The organism is Gordonia sp. ABKF26 (assembly GCF_041103195.1).
GTDB lineage: Bacteria > Actinomycetota > Actinomycetes > Mycobacteriales > Mycobacteriaceae > Gordonia > Gordonia terrae.
Map to the genome: position 1 here is coordinate 3333252 of NZ_JBGCVZ010000003.1, position 17229 is coordinate 3350480.

14 protein-coding genes and 1 tRNA gene are annotated in these 17229 nt (G+C 68.4%); 7 read left to right on the forward strand and 8 right to left on the reverse strand.

Translation table 11 applies throughout. From position 1 onward, the window contains the following. Positions 1-23: 23 nt before the first annotated feature. Positions 24-866: an undecaprenyl-diphosphate phosphatase gene (locus tag AB4Z55_RS15400; RefSeq protein WP_004019098.1), complete on the reverse strand. Its 843-nt coding sequence runs from the start codon at positions 864-866 to the stop codon at positions 24-26. Positions 867-966: 100 nt separating this feature from the next. On the opposite strand from AB4Z55_RS15400, the gene AB4Z55_RS15405 reads away from it, so the two are divergent. From AB4Z55_RS15405 to AB4Z55_RS15415, 3 genes are all read left to right on the forward strand, one after another. Then, on the forward strand, positions 967-2043 hold the full coding sequence (locus AB4Z55_RS15405) for a hypothetical protein (RefSeq protein ID WP_369520038.1): 1077 nt from the start codon (positions 967-969) through the stop codon (positions 2041-2043). A 95-nt stretch (positions 2044-2138) separates the two neighbouring features. After that, entirely contained in the window at positions 2139-2474 is a 336-nt protein-coding gene (locus tag AB4Z55_RS15410) for a DUF5703 family protein (RefSeq protein ID WP_369520039.1), read from the forward strand. Beyond that, positions 2468-3604, forward strand: coding sequence for a quinone-dependent dihydroorotate dehydrogenase (locus tag AB4Z55_RS15415; RefSeq protein WP_369520040.1), 1137 nt, complete (start codon positions 2468-2470; stop codon positions 3602-3604). Before AB4Z55_RS15410 ends, AB4Z55_RS15415 begins: the two co-directional genes overlap by 7 nt. A 66-nt stretch (positions 3605-3670) precedes the next feature. Here AB4Z55_RS15415 and AB4Z55_RS15420 read toward each other — a convergent pair whose 3' ends face one another. Next, the gene (locus AB4Z55_RS15420; protein ID WP_248645411.1) at positions 3671-4216 is read right to left on the reverse strand and encodes a YbhB/YbcL family Raf kinase inhibitor-like protein; all 546 of its coding nucleotides are present in this window, start codon (positions 4214-4216) and stop codon (positions 3671-3673) included. A gap of 130 nt (positions 4217-4346) precedes the next feature. Beyond that, complete coding sequence (locus AB4Z55_RS15425; protein WP_369520041.1) at positions 4347-5681, reverse strand: M20/M25/M40 family metallo-hydrolase; 1335 nt, start codon at positions 5679-5681, stop codon at positions 4347-4349. 108 nt (positions 5682-5789) lie between these two features. Between AB4Z55_RS15425 and AB4Z55_RS15430 the strand changes: the two genes are divergently transcribed. After that, positions 5790-5878: transfer RNA gene (locus tag AB4Z55_RS15430), tRNA-Leu, on the forward strand. A 71-nt stretch (positions 5879-5949) separates the two neighbouring features. Here AB4Z55_RS15430 and AB4Z55_RS15435 read toward each other — a convergent pair. Beyond that, on the reverse strand, positions 5950-6879 hold the full coding sequence (locus tag AB4Z55_RS15435) for a mechanosensitive ion channel family protein (protein WP_064570804.1): 930 nt from the start codon (positions 6877-6879) through the stop codon (positions 5950-5952). 92 nt (positions 6880-6971) lie between these two features. Further along, positions 6972-8234, reverse strand: a complete 1263-nt coding sequence (locus AB4Z55_RS15440) for a M23 family metallopeptidase (protein ID WP_369520042.1) — start codon at positions 8232-8234, stop codon at positions 6972-6974. A 112-nt stretch (positions 8235-8346) separates the two neighbouring features. Here AB4Z55_RS15440 and AB4Z55_RS15445 point away from each other — a divergent pair, with 112 nt between their 5' ends. The 3 genes from AB4Z55_RS15445 to AB4Z55_RS15455 all read left to right on the forward strand — a co-directional run bounded on the left by AB4Z55_RS15445 (position 8347) and on the right by AB4Z55_RS15455 (position 11797). Further along, entirely contained in the window at positions 8347-9414 is a 1068-nt protein-coding gene (locus AB4Z55_RS15445) for a nucleoside hydrolase (RefSeq protein ID WP_369520043.1), read from the forward strand. A 4-nt stretch (positions 9415-9418) separates the two neighbouring features. Continuing rightward, complete coding sequence (locus AB4Z55_RS15450; protein WP_369520044.1) at positions 9419-10369, forward strand: LLM class F420-dependent oxidoreductase; 951 nt, start codon at positions 9419-9421, stop codon at positions 10367-10369. A 363-nt stretch (positions 10370-10732) separates the two neighbouring features. Further along, positions 10733-11797, forward strand: a complete 1065-nt coding sequence (locus tag AB4Z55_RS15455; protein WP_369519140.1) for an IS110 family transposase — start codon at positions 10733-10735, stop codon at positions 11795-11797. Between the two features lie 86 nt (positions 11798-11883). Here AB4Z55_RS15455 and meaB read toward each other — a convergent pair whose 3' ends face one another. The 3 genes from meaB to AB4Z55_RS15470 are packed head-to-tail and all read right to left on the reverse strand — an operon-like array spanning position 11884 to position 17113. Further along, positions 11884-12882, reverse strand: a complete 999-nt coding sequence (gene meaB / locus AB4Z55_RS15460) for a methylmalonyl Co-A mutase-associated GTPase MeaB (RefSeq protein WP_004019109.1) — start codon at positions 12880-12882, stop codon at positions 11884-11886. Continuing rightward, positions 12882-15170 (reverse strand): methylmalonyl-CoA mutase, encoded by a 2289-nt coding sequence (gene scpA, locus AB4Z55_RS15465; protein WP_369520045.1) that lies wholly within the window; start codon positions 15168-15170, stop codon positions 12882-12884. The genes meaB and scpA overlap by 1 nt, the downstream gene beginning before the upstream one ends. Next, the gene (locus AB4Z55_RS15470; protein WP_369520046.1) at positions 15167-17113 is read right to left on the reverse strand and encodes a methylmalonyl-CoA mutase family protein; all 1947 of its coding nucleotides are present in this window, start codon (positions 17111-17113) and stop codon (positions 15167-15169) included. Before AB4Z55_RS15470 ends, scpA begins: the two co-directional genes overlap by 4 nt. Between the last annotated feature and the right edge of the window lie 116 nt (positions 17114-17229).

Genomic DNA, 17229 nt, shown 5'->3' on the forward strand with positions numbered 1-17229 from the left:
GTCCGGCGCGGCGGGCGGGGGCGTCAGGTAGCCGAGATCACGCCCGTCGACAGCAACACGATCAGGGTCACGCCGAGCACGACGCGGTAGGCGCCGAACCAGTTCATCGAGTGCGCGCTGACGAACTTCAGCAACCACGCGATCGCGGCATAGCCGACGACGAACGCGATCAGCGTCGCGACGAGCAACTGGGACCCACTGGCCTCCATGCCCTCGCCGCTCGGGTTGAAGGCGTCCGGCAGGCTGAACAGACCGGACGCGGTGACCGCCGGGATGGCCAGCAGGAACGAGAAACGGAAGGCGGCTTCCCGTTCGAGCCCCAGGAACAGGCCCGCACTGGCCGTCGCGCCGGAACGGGACACCCCCGGGATCAGCGCGAGGCACTGGGCACCGCCCATGACGAGACCGTCGCGGAGGGTGAGCTGCTCGAGGTTCCGCTGCTTCTGCCCGTACCGCTCGGCGAGCCAGAACACCCCCGCGAACACGATGAGCATGATCGCGACGAGCCACAGGTTGCGCCCCGTGGTGCGGATCTCGTCTTTGAACAGGTAGCCGATCAGGCCGATCGGGATGGTCGCGAAGATCACATACCAACCGATCCGGTAGTCGAGGTTCCGCTCGTCGGCATGCCGGAGACCACGGAACCAGGCCGTGATGATGCGGACGATGTCCCGGGCGAAGAAGACGAGGACGGCGGCCTCGGTTCCGAGCTGGGTGACCGCGGTGAACGAGGCGCCGGCGTCCTCGCCGAACATCAGCTCGGAGGCGATCCGGAGATGCCCGGAGGAGGAGATCGGCAGGAACTCGGTGAGGCCCTGCAACGCCCCGAGGACGATCGACTGGGTCCACGTCATGGTGTCGGTCACGGCGCCCGATGCTACTTGGGACCGCGGCGCCCGACCCGACACGGCACGCGCCCTCGACCCGCCTGAGTGCCGCGCGGACGCGGTCACGCAAGATGGGGTCATGTCCTCGCCGCGACCATCCCGCACCCCTCACCAGTCCCGCACGGGCATGTCGCGCCTGCGGGGTCCGGTCGCCGCAGCGGCGGCTCTGGTGATCGGTGTGGGCATGATCACCGCGTGCGGCTCCGACGACAGCACCCCCGACGTACCGACCGTGACGCCGGCGACCGCGCCGGAGGCCCCGGCGAGTTCGGCGACGGCGCCCGCGGGCACCGTCGTCCCGGCGCCTGCCGGAGCGCGCGCCCTCGCGACGTCGGGCGGCAGCGTCGCGGTGCTCTCCGCCGACGGCAACCAGATCCTCCGGTACGACACCGGCAGGGTGACCTCGCCACCGCAGACCATCACCGTGCCCGGCCTCACCGCCCTGGCCGCGGGTGACGACGGCGCATACGTCGGCGCCGGCCCGGGTGTCCTCGTCGTCGTCGATGCGGAGGGCCGGGTCCAGACCGGCGACCTCGAATCCGACCAACCGACCGCGGTGGCGCGGACCACGTCCGGCTTTCTCGTCGTCGGCACTGCGGACGGACGAGTTATCGTGTACGACAACAACTTCGCGAAGAAGCACGATCTCGATCGGTTCGTGCGGGTGGACTCGCTGACCGCGGCGCCGGACTCCGCGGAGGGGCTCGGCGGGCAGGTCGTCGTCCTCGACCGCGCACAGTCGTCGGTGACCCCCGTCGACCCGGAGTCCGGCGACCTGGGGCCGGCGCTGCGAGCGGGCAACGGGGCCACCAACTCCACCGTGGACGAGTTCGGACGGGTGCTGGTCGCCAACACCCGCGACGGCGAGATCCTCGGGTTCTTCGGTTCGCCGCTGGTGATGCGGTTTCGCTATCCGGTGGCGGACGGACCGTACGCCGTAGACTACGACGACACCCGGGACCGGCTCTGGGTGTCGACGACCGGCAACAACGAGGTGGTGGCATATGACCTGGCAGACGGTGAACCCACCGAGATCCAGCGGTTCGCGTCGGTCGTGCAGCCCGACCGGATCGCCGTCGACTCGTCGGGCACCGTCTATGTGCTCTCCGCACGGGACGGCGGGCTGCAGGTCGTCCCTGATGGGCGGGCCAGATGACTCCCGAAGCGAGCGGGCCGCATGACTCCCGGCGCCGGGAGCGAAGCGAGCGGGCCGAATGACTCCCGGCGCCGGGAGCGAAGCGAGCGGGCCGAATGACTTCTGACCGTTCGACCACGCGATCCGCGCGTACCTCGGCACGGCACGGTTCTCGTTATCCGGACGGGTGGGAGGTCACCACCGAGGATGTCGAGTGCGTACTGCTCCGTCTGCCGCCCGACGTGACCCGCGTGACCGCCTCGATGCGGTTGGCCCTCGAAGCCGAGTTCGGCGGTTGGGAACTGTCGCGGGTGCGGCTCTACTCCGACGGCACCCGCAAGGTACTGCTGAAGCGGCGCCGACCGCCGCGGGGATCCCGCGGCCCCGACCCGACCCATGAGCAGTCCCCTGACCAGAACGGCCACGATCCCCGGAGCGCACGCGCATGCTGATGTCCCGCGGCACCACCGGAGCGCTCGTCGTGCTCAACCGGTGGTGCTATCCCCTGCTGCGTTCGACGATGTTCCGTGTCGATCCGGAGCGGATCCACCACATCGTCTTCGCGGTCCTGCGGGTCGTCGGACGGTTTCCGCCCCTGGCGTTCCCGACCGCCAAATTGCTGGCCCGGCACGATCCGGTCCTGCGCACGCGGGTCTTCGGTGTCGACTTCCCCGCCCCGATCGGTCTGGCGGCCGGGTTCGACAAGACCGCGGGCGCGGTGAACACCTGGGGTCAGATCGGGTTCGGTTTCGCCGAGATCGGCACGATCACCGGTCAGGGGCAACCCGGCAATCCGACGCCGCGTCTGTTCCGGCTTCCCGCCGACCGCGCGCTCATCAACCGCATGGGTTTCAACAATCCGGGCGCTGAGGTGGCCGCGCAGCATCTGACCGGCGTGCGACGGGGCCCGGTCTCGGTGCCCATCGGCGCCAACATCGGCAAGACCAAGGTCGTTCCGGTCGATGACGCGATCGACGATTACCGGCGCTCGGCCGAGTTGTTGGGTCCGCTGTCGGATTTCGTCGTCGTGAACGTGAGCTCGCCCAACACCCCGGGGCTGCGTGATCTGCAGGCCGTGGATTCACTTCGGCCCATCTTGGCCGCGGTGCTCGCCGCGGTGCATGTACCGGTGCTGGTCAAGATCGCGCCGGATCTCGTCGACGACGACGTCGACGCCGTGGCGGACCTGGCCGTCGAGCTCGGCTTGGCCGGGATCGTCGCCACCAACACCACGATCGGCCGCGAGGGTTTGCGCACCGCATCCGACGAGGTCCGGGAGATCGGTGCGGGTGGACTCTCCGGGCCACCGGTCGCCGCGCGGTCGCTGACCGTGCTGCGGCGCCTCTACAACCGGGTCGGCGGACGGATCGCGCTCGTCAGCGTCGGTGGCATCGAGACCGTCGACCAGGCCTGGGAACGCATCTGCGCCGGCGCCGACCTACTGCAGGTCTACACCGGCTTCATCTACGGCGGCCCGGTGTGGCTCGCCGAGTTGCACGCCGGCCTCGCGCAGCGGGTGCGTGCCGGTGGCTTCGCCTCGATCTCCGACGCGGTGGGGTCCGCGGCTCGCAACCAGCCCTGAAAGACACCGATCGCCCGGCACGACTCGTACCGGGCGATCGGCGACAGAGGGCGCAGGTGGGCGGACTCAGACGTTCTCGCCCGGCTGTTCGTAGGTGCCGATGAGGGTCGCGCGCGCGATCGCGTGGGAGAACAGGTTGAAGCCCAGGTACGCGGGTGTCGCGTTCTCCGGTAGCCCCAGGGACTCGGTGTCCACGGCATGGACGACGACGAAGTACCGGTGCGGACCGTGTCCGGGCGGCGGCGCCGCACCGATGTAGCGGCGCAGCGAGGCGTCGTTGGTGAGCGTGACCGCACCATCGGGCAACCCGGCCCCCTCCTCGTCACCTGCGCCTTCGGGCAGGCTCGTGACCGAGACGGGGATGTCGGCGACCGCCCAGTGCCAGAATCCGGCGGCGGTCGGAGCGTCGGGGTCGTACACGGTGACGGCGAAACTCTTGGTCTCGGCGGGGAACCCGGACCAGCTGAGCTGCGGCGAGAGGTCCTCCCCACCCGCGCCCATGATCCCGCTCACCTGCCCGTTGGCCAGCGCGGCCCCGTCGGTGAGGCTCTCCGAGGTCAGGGTGAAGCCGGGCAGGCTCGGTAGCGGGGAGTACGGGTCGAATGACGACATGTGTTCACCTTTCTCACGTTTCGCGCGTCGGAAGAGTGCCGGGCATTCTCCGACGCGGGTGATCCCGGTCGGGAGGAAGGCCGTGCCGCCCACTGTAGTGATGTGTCTCAGTGGTGTGTCTCGGATGCGTTCAGCTGTGCCGCAGAAAGTGCTCGAAGACCCTGGTGCCGAACAGAACCGAGTCGACGGGAACGCGCTCGTCGACGCCGTGGAACAGTGCCGCGAAGTCGAGTTCGGGCGGCAGCTGCAGCGGCGCGAAGCCGAAGCAGCGGATCCCGAGTTTCGCGAACGCCTTGGCATCGGTGCCGCCGGAGAGCATGTACGGCACCGTCTTTCCGTGCGGATCGTGCTCGAGGATGGCGGCGTTCATCGCCTCGACGAGGTCACCGTCGAACGTGGTCTCGTAGGAATCGAGATGAGTGATCCACTCGCGGCGCACGTTGGGCCCGATGAGTTCGTCGATCTCCTTCTCGAAGGCGGCCTGGCGTCCGGGCAGGACGCGGCAGTCGATGACCGCCTCGGCCTTCTGCGGTATGACGTTGGCCTTGTAGCCCGCCTTGAGCATCGTGGGATTGGCGGTGTCGCGCAGTGTCGCACCGATGATCCGCGCGAGATTGCCCAGTTTGAACAGCGACGTCTCCAAGTCGGGGGCCTCCGGGCTCAGGTCGAGACCCGTCTCCGCGCTGACCTCGGCCAGGAACTGGCTCACCGATTCCGTCATCACCAGGGGAAACGTGTGCCGTCCGATCCGGGCGACTGCGTCGGCGACCTCGGTGACCGCGTTCTCGTCGTGCAGGAACGACCCGTGTCCGGCCCGCGCCTCGGCGGTCAGGCGCATCCAGGCCAGACCCTTCTCCGCGGTCTCCACGAGATAGAGACGCTTCTGGGTTCCGTCCGGCCGGTCGACGGTGAGCGAGAAGCCACCGACCTCGCCGACCGCCTCGGTGATGCCCTCGAACAGGTCCGGACGGTTCTCCACCAGCCAGTGCGAACCCCAGGCGCCACCGGCCTCCTCGTCGGCGAGGAACGCGAACACGATCTCCCGGGGCGGAACCGTGCCGTCGCGCTTGAACTGCCGGGCGAGCGCGAGTGCCATCCCCGCCATGTCTTTCATGTCGACGGCGCCGCGGCCCCAGACGTAGCCGTCCTTGATGGCGCCGGAGAACGGATGCACGCTCCAGTCGGCCGGCTCGGCCGGGACGACGTCGAGGTGCGCATGCACGAGCAGCGCGCCGCGGTCGGAATCCGCCGGTCCGGCCAGCCGCGCGAAGACGTTTCCGCGGCCGGGACGTCCCGACTCGACGTACTGGGTGGTGTAGCCCACCTCCTCGAGTTGCTGGGCCACCCACCTGGCGCAATCCTCTTCGCCTTTGGTGGTCTCGGGTTCACCCGTGTTGGAGGTGTCGAACCGGATCAGCTGGCTGACCAGATCGACGACTTCGTCGGTCGCAGACTGTGAAGACACCACTCACTCCTACGGGATTTGGGATACGCGGGCAACCTCGGTTAGGGTTATCCCGCTGCAGCGAGATGACGGCGGGACACCGCCGGAAACACTCACCGCGGCATGCAGGTCCGAGTGGCGGAATGGCAGACGCGCTAGCTTGAGGTGCTAGTGTCCTATTAACGGACGTGGGGGTTCAAGTCCCCCCTCGGACACCAGAACAACGAGAAGAACCCCGGCTCTGAGCCGGGGTTCTTCTCGTTCTGTCAGCAGTCGTCTGCGCAGCCCGTCACGGCGCGACGGAATCCGCCAGCGCCGCCCAGGCCCGCGAGTACGGCAGGTCGATCGAGTTCTCCACGAAGGCCCGCAGGATGGCACGGCGCAGACGCCGCTGCACCGCCCACTGGCCGTTCGGCTTGGTCTTCACCGTCAGCCGCAGGACGACCTGATCCGACGACACCTCCTGCACGCCGAGCATCTCGATCTGGCCGAGGATGTCCGTCGAGTCCTCCTCGACCGCGGTGCGGGCCGCCTCGTCCGCCACCTGCTGCGCCTTGTCGATGTCGGCACCCGGTGCCACCGGGACGTCGACACGCGCGACCGCGAATTCCTGGCTCATGTTGCCCACCCGGGCGATCTCGCCGTTGCGGACGTACCAGAGGGTGCCGTCGATGTCGCGCAGCGTGGTCACCCGGAGACCCACCGACTCGACCTCGCCGACCGCCTCGCCGAGATCGACGATGTCACCCACGCCGTACTGGTCCTCGAGGAGCATGAACACGCCGGTCACGAAGTCCCGCACCAGATTCTGCGCGCCGAAACCGATGGCGAGGCCGACGATCCCGGCCGAGGCGATGAACGGTGCGATGTTGACGCCGAGGACGCTGAGCACGCTGAGCACGACCCAGACGAGCAGGACGATCGACACCGTGGACTTGAGGACCGAGCCGATCGTCGCCGCGCGCTGCGCCCGCCGGGCGGCGATCTGCGCGCTGCGTTCGGGCGAGGGCGATTTCGACCGGAGCCCACGCATGAGGGCCGTCCCCCGGCCCGGCTCGCCACCGGCGGTTCGCGGCCGGGTGGCGCGGTCGATGGAGCGATGGATCACGAAACGGACGATCAACGCGACGACCACGTAAGCGACGATGCGAGCAGGATTCTCGATCAGCCATTCGCGATTCGTTTCCGTCCATTCGAAGGCAGAGTCTTGAATCGACATGGGTCCGACCGTACGGATGATGACCTCGATGTCCAGTCGCGACGGGCCGCGTCATCGCGGGCGGCCGCGTGTGACGGAGTCGAAAACCGTTGTCAGCCTGCGGTGAACGAGACGATGTTCTGATCGAGGATCATCTGATCCTCATGTGTGCTCTCGGTCACGCCAGGCGTGAGCCGAAGCGGTACCCCGGTCCCCTCCGACGCGTCGAAGGCCGCGGTGTCGGCCACGCGCCCGGTGACCGTGAATCTGTCGGTCACACTGGGGACGCCTTCCGACCCGAGGAACTCCGGTCCGTTCATCACGTGCACGTGCAGGTGCGGCGCCACCGAGTTCCCGCTGTTGCCGACCTTGCCGAGGACGTCGCCGCGCCGCACGCGATCGCCCGCTGCGAAGCGCACCGAACCGGGTTGCATGTGCGCGTAGTTCACGTAGAAGCCATCGCCGATGTCGAGCACGAGATTGTTGCCGTCGGCGTCGTCGATCGGCAGTCCGGCCGGATACTCTCCCGGGGTCTGCTCGGGCAGGTCATTGCGGCTCGCGACGACGGTGCCGTCACCGACGGCGAGGACGTCGTCGCCGAAGATCCGATAACTCGCCGGGTTCTTCGCGTCGCCGACGAAGATCCGTCCGTCCGCGGCCGCCTGTTCCCAGTCCACCGCATACCGCTGGGCGAGGACCGGCGATCCGTTCAGCGGAAGGACCGCACGGGTGTGCCGGACGGCGTCGCAGCACGCATCGGCAGCGATGTAGTACTCGCCGGCGAGTGGCGGTCCCAGGACCGGGACGGTCGAGTCGCTGACCGTGACGGGCGCGATGCGTTCGTTGACGCTCTGCATCCCCGCTGGCGCCTCGTCAGCGCGTACCGCGATCTCGTGGACCAGTTCCTTCGGCGCGTTCCCCGAGAAGATCACGTGCAGGAAGAGGACGCCGTTCTGACCCGCGGCCAGCACGGCCGCGTACCCCTCCGGTGTGCCGGGGGCCGTCGGCACCGACGGTGCGCCGGTGGGTTTGAGCCGGCTGCGGACCCCGTTCTCGTCGAGAGCGAGGAGCGGTTCGCCATTGGCGGTGGCGTCGAGAACCTCCACCCCGGTGATCGTCACCGGTGCGCGCATGAAATTGGTCAGCGAGATCTCGTAGACGAGATGGTTGTTGCCGTCGGAACCGGCGAACGGCGTGGGGGCGAACATCACCGAACCGACCACCGGTGTGACGACGGGTTCCGGCGGGGTGCCGCTCGACCCGGCCGTATCACTGCTCGCGGAGGCATCCGAATCCGACGAGTTCGGGCCGCATGCGCTCATGAGGAGTACCGCAGCGGCACCGAGGGCGGCCAGCATGAGTCGTGTCGAGGCCATCGGTTTCCTCCGGGCTCATCGGGCCGACGTCGGTTCGTCCCGGCTGCGGCGAGCGTAGGGCTCCGGCGGGGTGGTGCGGCGACGTTCGCGCCGGACCCGGCACAATTGTGTGGTGACCCAGCGCCTGTTCTTCGACTGCGACACCGGCATCGACGACTCGCTCGCCCTGATCTACCTACTCGCACGCGCCGACGTCGATCTCGTCGGCATCGCATCCACGGCCGGCAACGTGCCCGTCGACGTCGTCACGTCCAACAACCTGTCCTGGCTGGAACTCTGCGGCCGTCCCGAGGTACCGGTCTCGACCGGTTCGGCCACTCCCCTCGTCGCGGCACTGATGACCACCGAGGACACACACGGACCGCTGGGTGTCGGGCACGCCGAGCTGCCTGCCCCCACGACGACGCCGAGCCATCTCGATGCCGCCGACGCCTGGATCGAGGCGTCGCAGGCGCACGACGGTGAACTCGTCGGCCTGGTGACCGGACCGCTCACGTCCCTGGCGACCGCGATCCGCCGGGACCCCGGCCTGCCGCAACGCCTGCGGCGACTGGTCATCATGGGCGGCGCCTTTCACACGCACGGCAACACGACACCCACCTCGGAGTGGAACGTCGCCGTCGATCCGGAGGCCGCCGCCGAGGTGTTCGCGGCCTTCGGCACCGCGGGTGCGCCCGAACCCATCGTCTGCGCACTCGACCTCACCGAATCGGTCGTGCTGACCCCCGATCATGTGGTCCGGCTCGCCGCCGCGGCCGGCAGCGCACCCGTCGAATGCCCGGACCCGACCGACGACCGCGGCCTCCGGTCGGTCGCCGACAACGAGATCGTCCGGCATCTCGTCGACGCCCTGCGGTTCTACTTCGAGTTCCACGACGACCACGACGAGGGTTACATCGCCCACCTCCACGATCCGTTCGCCGCGCTCGTCGCGCTGGTCCCCGACACGGTGCAGACGCGCGCGGCGTATGTCGACGTCGAGCTCGCCGGGACCCTGACCCGGGGCATGACCGTGGCCGACGAACGCTGGATGACCTCACCCGGCCCCAACGTCCGCATCGCGACATCGGCCGACGTCGACGCCGTGTTCGACGAACTCATCGAGACGATCGGCGCGTTCGCCCGACGCCGTGCAACGGAAATGAACGGCGCCACGGCGGAGTCCGCCCGACTAGTCTGAACGGGTGACTCGACTCGGATACCAGATCCCGAACTTCACCTACCCCGGCGTGCCCGCCGACCAGCTGTTCCCCACCGTGGTGGCGCAGGCGCGAGAAGCCGAGAACTCCGGATTCGACACCGTTCTCGTGATGGACCATTTCTATCAACTGCCGATGCTGGGTGAACCCGACGATCCGATGATCGAGTGTTACACCCTGCTCGCGGCCCTCGCGCAGCACACCTCGAAGGTCCGTCTGTCATCGCTGGTCACCGGCAACACCTATCGCAATCCGACCCTGCTCGCGAAGACGGTCACCGCACTCGATGTGGTGTCCGGTGGTCGGGCTCAGCTCGGCATCGGCGCGGGATGGTATGAGCTGGAACACGATTCACTCGGGTACGAGTTCGGGACGTTCACCGACCGGTTCGAGCGTCTCGAGGAGGCGCTGCAGATCATCCTCGGCATGCTCGCCGGGGAGGCTCCCAGCCTCGACGGCAAGCGCTACCGGGTCGCCGATGCCCTCAATGTGCCTGCGCCGCTGTCGAAGATCCCGGTGATGATCGGTGGCGGCGGTGAACGCAAGACGTTGCGGATGGTCGCGCAGTACGCCGACGAATCGAACCTGCTCTGCACGCCCGCCGACATCCCCCGCAAACTCGACGCCCTCGCCGAACACTGCGAACGACTCGGTCGCGACCGCTCGGAGATCACCGTGACCGTGCAGACGTCGGCGTGCGTGGCGCCCACCTCCGCCGAGGCGACCGCCGAGCTGGAGGCATACCTGGAGCGCACACCGGCGGCCGAGTCGCGTCGCGGATCGACGATCGTCGGCGACCCCGACGAGGTGGCCGCCCGGTACGCCGACCTGCTCGCGACCGGTATCGACGGTGTCACGGTGAACGCACCCGCCAACGGCCATGTGGCGGGACGTGTCTCGCTGCTCGGCGAGACGCTGGCACCGCTGCTGGCCTGACCGCGGCCGCCTCTGCTCTCCCTGAGGTGCGAGCGGAGCGAGCCCCTGCTCCCTGAGGTGCGAGCGGAGCGAGCCACGAAGGGCACGGTCTCGTGCGTCGGCAGCCCTTCGTGGCAGTGAGAATGGGTGTGGTGGTCGTCATGGGTTGAGGCCTGACCTGCTTCGTGGCTGACGGTGCTGTCATGGACGAGATCTGTCGGCCTCACTGCGCTGGCGATCACCGCAACACAACGACCTTGGGAGACCGGGGCGGGTGTGACCTAATAAGGGCCGTGTTCGGGCTTGAGCCCGTGACTCCTCACTGTCGTGTCCACCCGCCCCGGCGAGGTCATCCATCACCGCAGTGAAGGAGACACCGCCAGAATGACCGAGACAGCAACGGCTACGCAAGTGGTCGTACTCGGGGTTGATACCCATCAGCAAACCCACCACGCAGCGATCATCGACACCCTCGGCCTGCCGTTGGCCGATCTCGAATTCCCCGCCTCGGCTGCCGGCTACCAGCAGCTGCTGGACTGGGCCCGCACCCACGGTCGCCTCGAACAAGCCGGGGTCGAATCCAGCGCCTCATACGGCGCGGGACTCACCCGCGAGTTGACCGCCGCCGGTATCGAGGTGATCGAGGTCAACGCCCCGGACGTGCGGGCCCGCCGAGCCCAGGGCAAGTCCGACCAGCTCGATGCTTACGCCGCGGCGATGGCTGTGCTGACCGGGCGGGCCACTGGCCACGCCAAAGACACCACAGGCGTTGTCGAGTCGATCCGAATGCTGTACGTGGCAAGGAGAATGGCGGTCGATCACCGCACCGAACTCGGTGACCAACTCCGTGACCTGTGCACCACGGCACCCGATGAGTTCGCTGATCAACTCAAAACCCGCACCACCACGCCTCAACGACTCGCACTGGTCGAATCATTCACGGCCCCGGCGTCGTTGACCGATCCGCGCGCGGCGTTTGTGTTCGCGGCGAAGTCCATCGCCGGGCGGTACCGGCAGACCCACCGCGAGGTCACCACGTTGACCCGCGAACTCAACAAGCTGTTGAAACCATTGGTGCCTACCGTGCTGGGCCTGCCTCAGGTCGGCCCGATCACCAGCGCACGGCTATTGATCACGATCGGGCACAATGCCGAACGCATGCGCACCGAAGCCACCTTCGCCAAACTCGTCGGTGTCGCGCCGTTACCGGCATCGTCGGGCAAGACCGTGCGTCACCGCCTCAACCGTGGCGGTGACCGGGCGGCTAACAGCGCGTTGCACATGATCGTCGTCGGACGGATGAAATCCCACGACCCCACCCGCGCCTACCTCGCCCGACGCGGCAACGAGAAAACGAAGAAGGAAATCATCCGATGCCTCAAACGCTACGTCGCCCGCGAACTCTACAAAGCCTTCACCACCGACCTCGGAGCGCTTGACAATCTATAGGACCATCTCGTCGCTATCGCTCCTCGCACCTCAGGGAACATCAGAACCGGCCGCTCCTGCACCTCACTGGAGCAGAGGTGGGTCACTCAGCGTTCGTCGAACGCGTCCACGATCCGTTGCGCCGCGAGTGCGGGGGTCAGTGACCCGTCACGCAGCTGCTGCTCGACCTCGCCGCGGATTCCGCGCACCGCGGACGAGTCGCCGAGCCGGGACAGCACGATGTCGTTGACCATCGCCCACGTCCAGTCGATCTGCTGCTGGTTGCGGCGCGCGGTGAACTCCCCCGCCTCGGTGAGGGTCTCGTTGTGGCGCACGACGGTCTTCCAGAACTCGTCCACCCCGGTGTTCTCGATCGCGCTCATCGTGAGCACCGGCGGCATCCACAAGGCGTCGTGTGGGTAGATGAGCTTCAGCGCGTTGGTGAGTTCCCGGGCCGCGCCCTTGGCCTCGTTGAGGTGTTTGCCGTCGGCCTTGTTCACGACGACCACATCGGCGAGCTCGAGGACGCCCTTCTTGATGCCCTGCAACGAATCTCCGGTGCGGGCCAGGGTGAGGAACGTGAAGGTGTCGACCATGTTGGCGACCGTCACCTCGGACTGGCCGACGCCGACGGTCTCCACCAGCACGACGTCGAACCCGGCCGCCTCGACGAGCACGATGCTCTCGCGGGTGGCCTTGGCGACGCCACCGAGCGTGCCCGAGGTCGGCGACGGCCGGATGTACGCATTCTCCGACATCGACAGCCGGCCCATGCGCGTCTTGTCGCCGAGGATCGAGCCGCGGGTACGCGTCGAACTCGGATCGACGGCGAGCACCGCGACCTTGTGTCCGAGCTCGAGCAGATGCATACCGAGCGCTTCGATCGTCGTCGACTTGCCGACGCCCGGAACCCCGGTGATGCCGACCCGGAACGACTTGCCCGCGTGCGGGGTCAGCTTCAGGAGCAGTTCCTGCGCGGCTGCGCGATGGTCGGCGCGCTTGGACTCGACGAGCGTGATCGCACGCGCCAGGTCGGCGCGGCGATCCGCCAGCACGGCGTCGGCCAGCGCGTCGACGTCGACGGGACGTCGAGGTTGCACCGCCATCAGTTCGCGGTCGCCCCGGGCAGCTCCAGGCCGAGCGTATCCGCCAGCTTGCCGATGAGCTCCACGGCCGAGTCGGCGATGACCGATCCGGGCGGGAAGATCGCGGCGGCGCCGGCCTCGTACAGCTCCGCGAAGTCACCGGGCGGGATCACACCGCCGACGACGACCATGATGTCCTCGCGGCCGACCTCCTTCAGCGCCTCCCGCAGGGCGGGGACCAGCGTCAGGTGCCCGGCGGCCAGCGACGACACTCCCACCACGTGCACGTCGTTGTCGGCGGCCTGGGCGGCCACCTCCTCGGGCGTGGCGAACAGCGGGCCGACGTCGACGTCGAAGCCGAGGTCGGCGAAGGCGGTCGCGATCACCTTCTGACCGCGATCGTGACCGTCCTGGCCCATCTTCGCGACCAGGACACGCGGCTGACGACCCTCCGCCTCGGCGAACTGGCGCACGGCCTCGATCGCCGCATCGATGTTGCTCACCTCGCCCGCCTCATGCCGATACACCCCGCTGATCGTCTTGATCTCCGCCTGATGGCGACCATAGACCTTCTCGAGTGCCTCCGAGATCTCGCCGACGGTCGCCTGGTGACGCGCGGCCTCGATGGCCAGCGCCATCAGGTTGTTCTCCAGACCACCTTCGGATGACGCGGCGGCGCGGGTCAGGTCAGCCAGGGCCGCCTCGACTGCTGCCGAGTCACGCTCTGCGCGAAGCCGATCCAGCTTCTCCAGCTGCTCGGCACGCACCTTGGAGTTCTCGACCTTGAGGACCTCGATCTCCTCGTCGTCGGCGACCTGGTACTTGTTCACACCGACCAACGGCTGCTGGCCCGAGTCGATGCGCGCCTGGGTCCGTGCCGCGGCTTCCTCGATACGCAGCTTCGGCAGGCCCTCGTTGATCGCCTGCGTCATGCCGCCGGCCTCTTCGACCTCGCGGATGTGCTTGCGCGCCTTCTGCGCCAGCTGATGGGTGAGCCACTCGACGTAGTTCGAACCGGCCCACGGATCGATCGGGCGCGTGGTGCCCGACTCCTGCTGCAGCAGCAGCTGGGTGTTGCGGGCGATGCGCGCCGAGAAGTCGGTCGGCAGCGCGATCGCCTCGTCGAGGGCGTTGGTGTGCAGCGACTGGGTGTGCCCCTGGGTCGCGGCCATCGCCTCCACACAGGTGCGGGCCACGTTGTTGAACACGTCCTGGGCGGTCAGCGACCAACCGGAGGTCTGCGAGTGTGTGCGCAGCGACAGCGATTTCGCGTTCTTCGGCTCGAAGTCGGCGACGAGCTCACTCCACAGCAGACGCGCGGCCCGCAGCTTGGCGACCTCCATGAAGAAGTTCATGCCGATGCCCCAGAAGAACGACAGGCGCGGCGCGAACTTGTCGATGTCCAGACCGGCCTCGAGGCCCGCGCGGATGTACTCCACGCCGTCGGCCAGGGTGTAGGCCAGTTCCAGGTCGGCCGTCGCTCCGGCTTCCTGGATGTGGTAGCCGGAGATGGAGATCGAGTTGAACTTCGGCATCTTCTGGCTGGTGTACTCGAAGATGTTCGAGATGATCCGCATCGACGGCTTCGGCGGATAGATGTAGGTGTTGCGGACCATGAACTCTTTGAGGATGTCGTTCTGGATGGTCCCGGCCAGCTTCTCCGGCGGCACACCCTGTTCCTCGGCGGCCACGACGTAGAGCGCGAGGATCGGCAGCACGGCGCCGTTCATCGTCATCGACACCGACACGTTGCCGAGGTCGATGCCGTCGAAGAGCTGACGCATGTCGAGGATCGAGTCGATCGCCACACCGGCCATGCCGACGTCGCCGGCGACGCGCGGATGGTCGGAGTCGTATCCGCGGTGGGTCGCGAGGTCGAAGGCGACCGACAGTCCCTTCTGGCCGGCCGCGAGGTTACGGCGGTAGAAGGCGTTGGACTCGGCGGCGGTCGAGAAGCCGGCGTACTGGCGGATCGTCCACGGCTGGTTGACGTACATCGTCGGGTACGGGCCCCGGATGAACGGCGCGGCACCGGGAACCGAGTCGAGCGGGTACGGATGCTCGGCGTCGTCGAGCACGGCGTCGCGCTCGGCACGGGTGTAGACCGGCGTGACGTCGATCTGCTCGGGGGTGTTCCAGGTGACCTGGTCCACCGAGTAGCCGTGCGCCGAGGCGAGTTCGTCGGTGACCGCGGCCGCGGAACCGGACGGTCCCCCGCCTGCGGTCGACGAGCCGGTGTCGTCCGACGTCAGCCCGATCCCGGCGAAGCTCGGGATCGACTGTGTCACATCGGGTTCGGTCTGGGTCATGCCGTAGCTCCCGCCGTCGTCGGGGATGTCGAGGCCAGCTGGTCGAGAAGGTCACCGAGGGTGCTCACCGCGTCGATGCCGACCCGTAGTGAACCGTCGGGGCGATCGTCTCCCTCGGGCCATTCCTTGTCCGGTCCGGCGAGCAGGACCTTCGACAGTCCGGCCGCGCGAGCGGCCGCGAGCGCGGCGGGCCCCTCCTCGGCGTACCGGGCCTTGGTGCCACAGATCACCGCGATCGGGGTGCTCGCCCCGGCCACCGCGTCGCCGATCTTGTCGGCGGTCAGCGGGCCCGGGTTGACGACGGTGATGCCGCCGGCCCCCAGGAAGTTCGCGACGAAGGTGGTGCGACCATTGTGTTGGGCGACGCTGCCCAGCGGGATCAGCAGGATCGAGGGCCGGGCCCCGTGCTCGGCGAGCACGACGTCGGAACGATCCCGCAACTCCTCGAAGGCGCGCCCGATTCGCGCGAGACGCGGTGTTCCGGTGACGACATCGGTGACCGCCGAAGCCGGGGCCCCCGTCGTCTCCGACAGCGCGCGCTCGTCGATGTTCGGGAACTCGTTGACACCGGTCACCGAGATCCGACGGTGTGCGACCTCGGTGTCGCGGCGTGCGAGCGAGGCGTCGACCTTCTCGGCGATCCAGCCGGTGTCGAGCGCGACACGGTAACCGCCCGCGGCCTCGACCTCGGTGAACACCGTCCACGCATTCGTGGCCATCTCGTCGGTCAGCGATTCGACGAACCACGAGCCACCGGCCGGATCGAGGACACGGCCGACGTTGGACTCCTCGAGCAGCAGCAACTGGGTGTTGCGCGCGATACGACGTGAGAACGAGGCGCTCGAGGTGCGCTTGTCGGCCGGGATGGTCGCGTCGTAGCCCAGGACGGTGAGCTGGTCGGCACCGCCGACACCGGCACCGAACGCCGCGATGGTGCTGCGGAGCATGTTCACCCACGGGTCGCGCTGGGAGTACATCGACAGATCGGTCACGCCGTGGGTCAGCGCACCGCCGGCTGCGGGTGCGCCGACCACCTCGGCCACTCGGGCCCAGATCTTGCGCAGCGCACGGAATTTCGCGATCGTGGCGAACTGGTCGTCATCGGCCGAGACGCCGAAGGTGATCTGACCCAGCGCTGCCTCGGCCGAGAGGCCGGCGGCGGTGAGGTCCCGGAGATGGGCGACCGCGGCCGCCCCCGTGAGGGCCAGTTCGAGGCCGTTGTCGGCGCCCGCGGTGGCGAAGTCGCTTCCGTCGACGCGGAACGTACGCACCCCGTCGGGCAGCCCGGAGGCCGCGAGCGCGGTCGCCTCGTCCGGATCGACGGTGGGTCGGCCGGAGAAGGCCGCCGTCAGCGGCGACAGTCCGAAGGAGTGGACGGTGGCCGCCGTCGGAGCGGCGGCGACCGGAGCCGACTGGGCCTGTTCCTTCAGGGTGAGCAGTTCGCGGGCTGCCGCGATCCCCTCCGTGCCCGCATCGAGGGTCACCGGCACCAGATCGAGGTAGACGCCGCGCAGCGCTGTCGCGAGGTCGGCGACCCCGAGCCCGTAGCCGGGCCTGCTCACCGAGAGCCAGAGTCCGCTCGTCCCATTGGCCATCGCCTCGAGGATGAGCTCGTTGAGGTCCTCCGGGGAGGCCGCGTCGTCGCCGAAGCGCTCGGTGACACGCCAGCCGGTGGTGACATCACGAGCGGGATCGGCACCGCGGACGAACGGGAAGCGACCGGGAACACCGGGTTCGGCGAGTTCGTCGCGCCGCGTGTAGAGCGGTCGGATGGTCAGCCCGTCGGCGGTGTCGGTCGAGAGCAGCGCCTCGGGTGTGTCGGGCAGCTCGTCGACGTCGACACGTCGCGACTTCGCCAGAACGGCCGCGGCGGCCGTGGACCACGCCTGGTAGGCCTGATCGAGTTCTGGGTCCGGTTTGGGCTGGTCAGTTTGCTGTGGCATGTGGGGAAGCACACCTCCGTGAATGCACTGTGATGAGCGCGTAGACGACACTAGCCGATCGCTCGCTCGGCCCGGCGCCGAGGTGGGCGTGACGTGGCCCACTCGAGCAGGCTGAC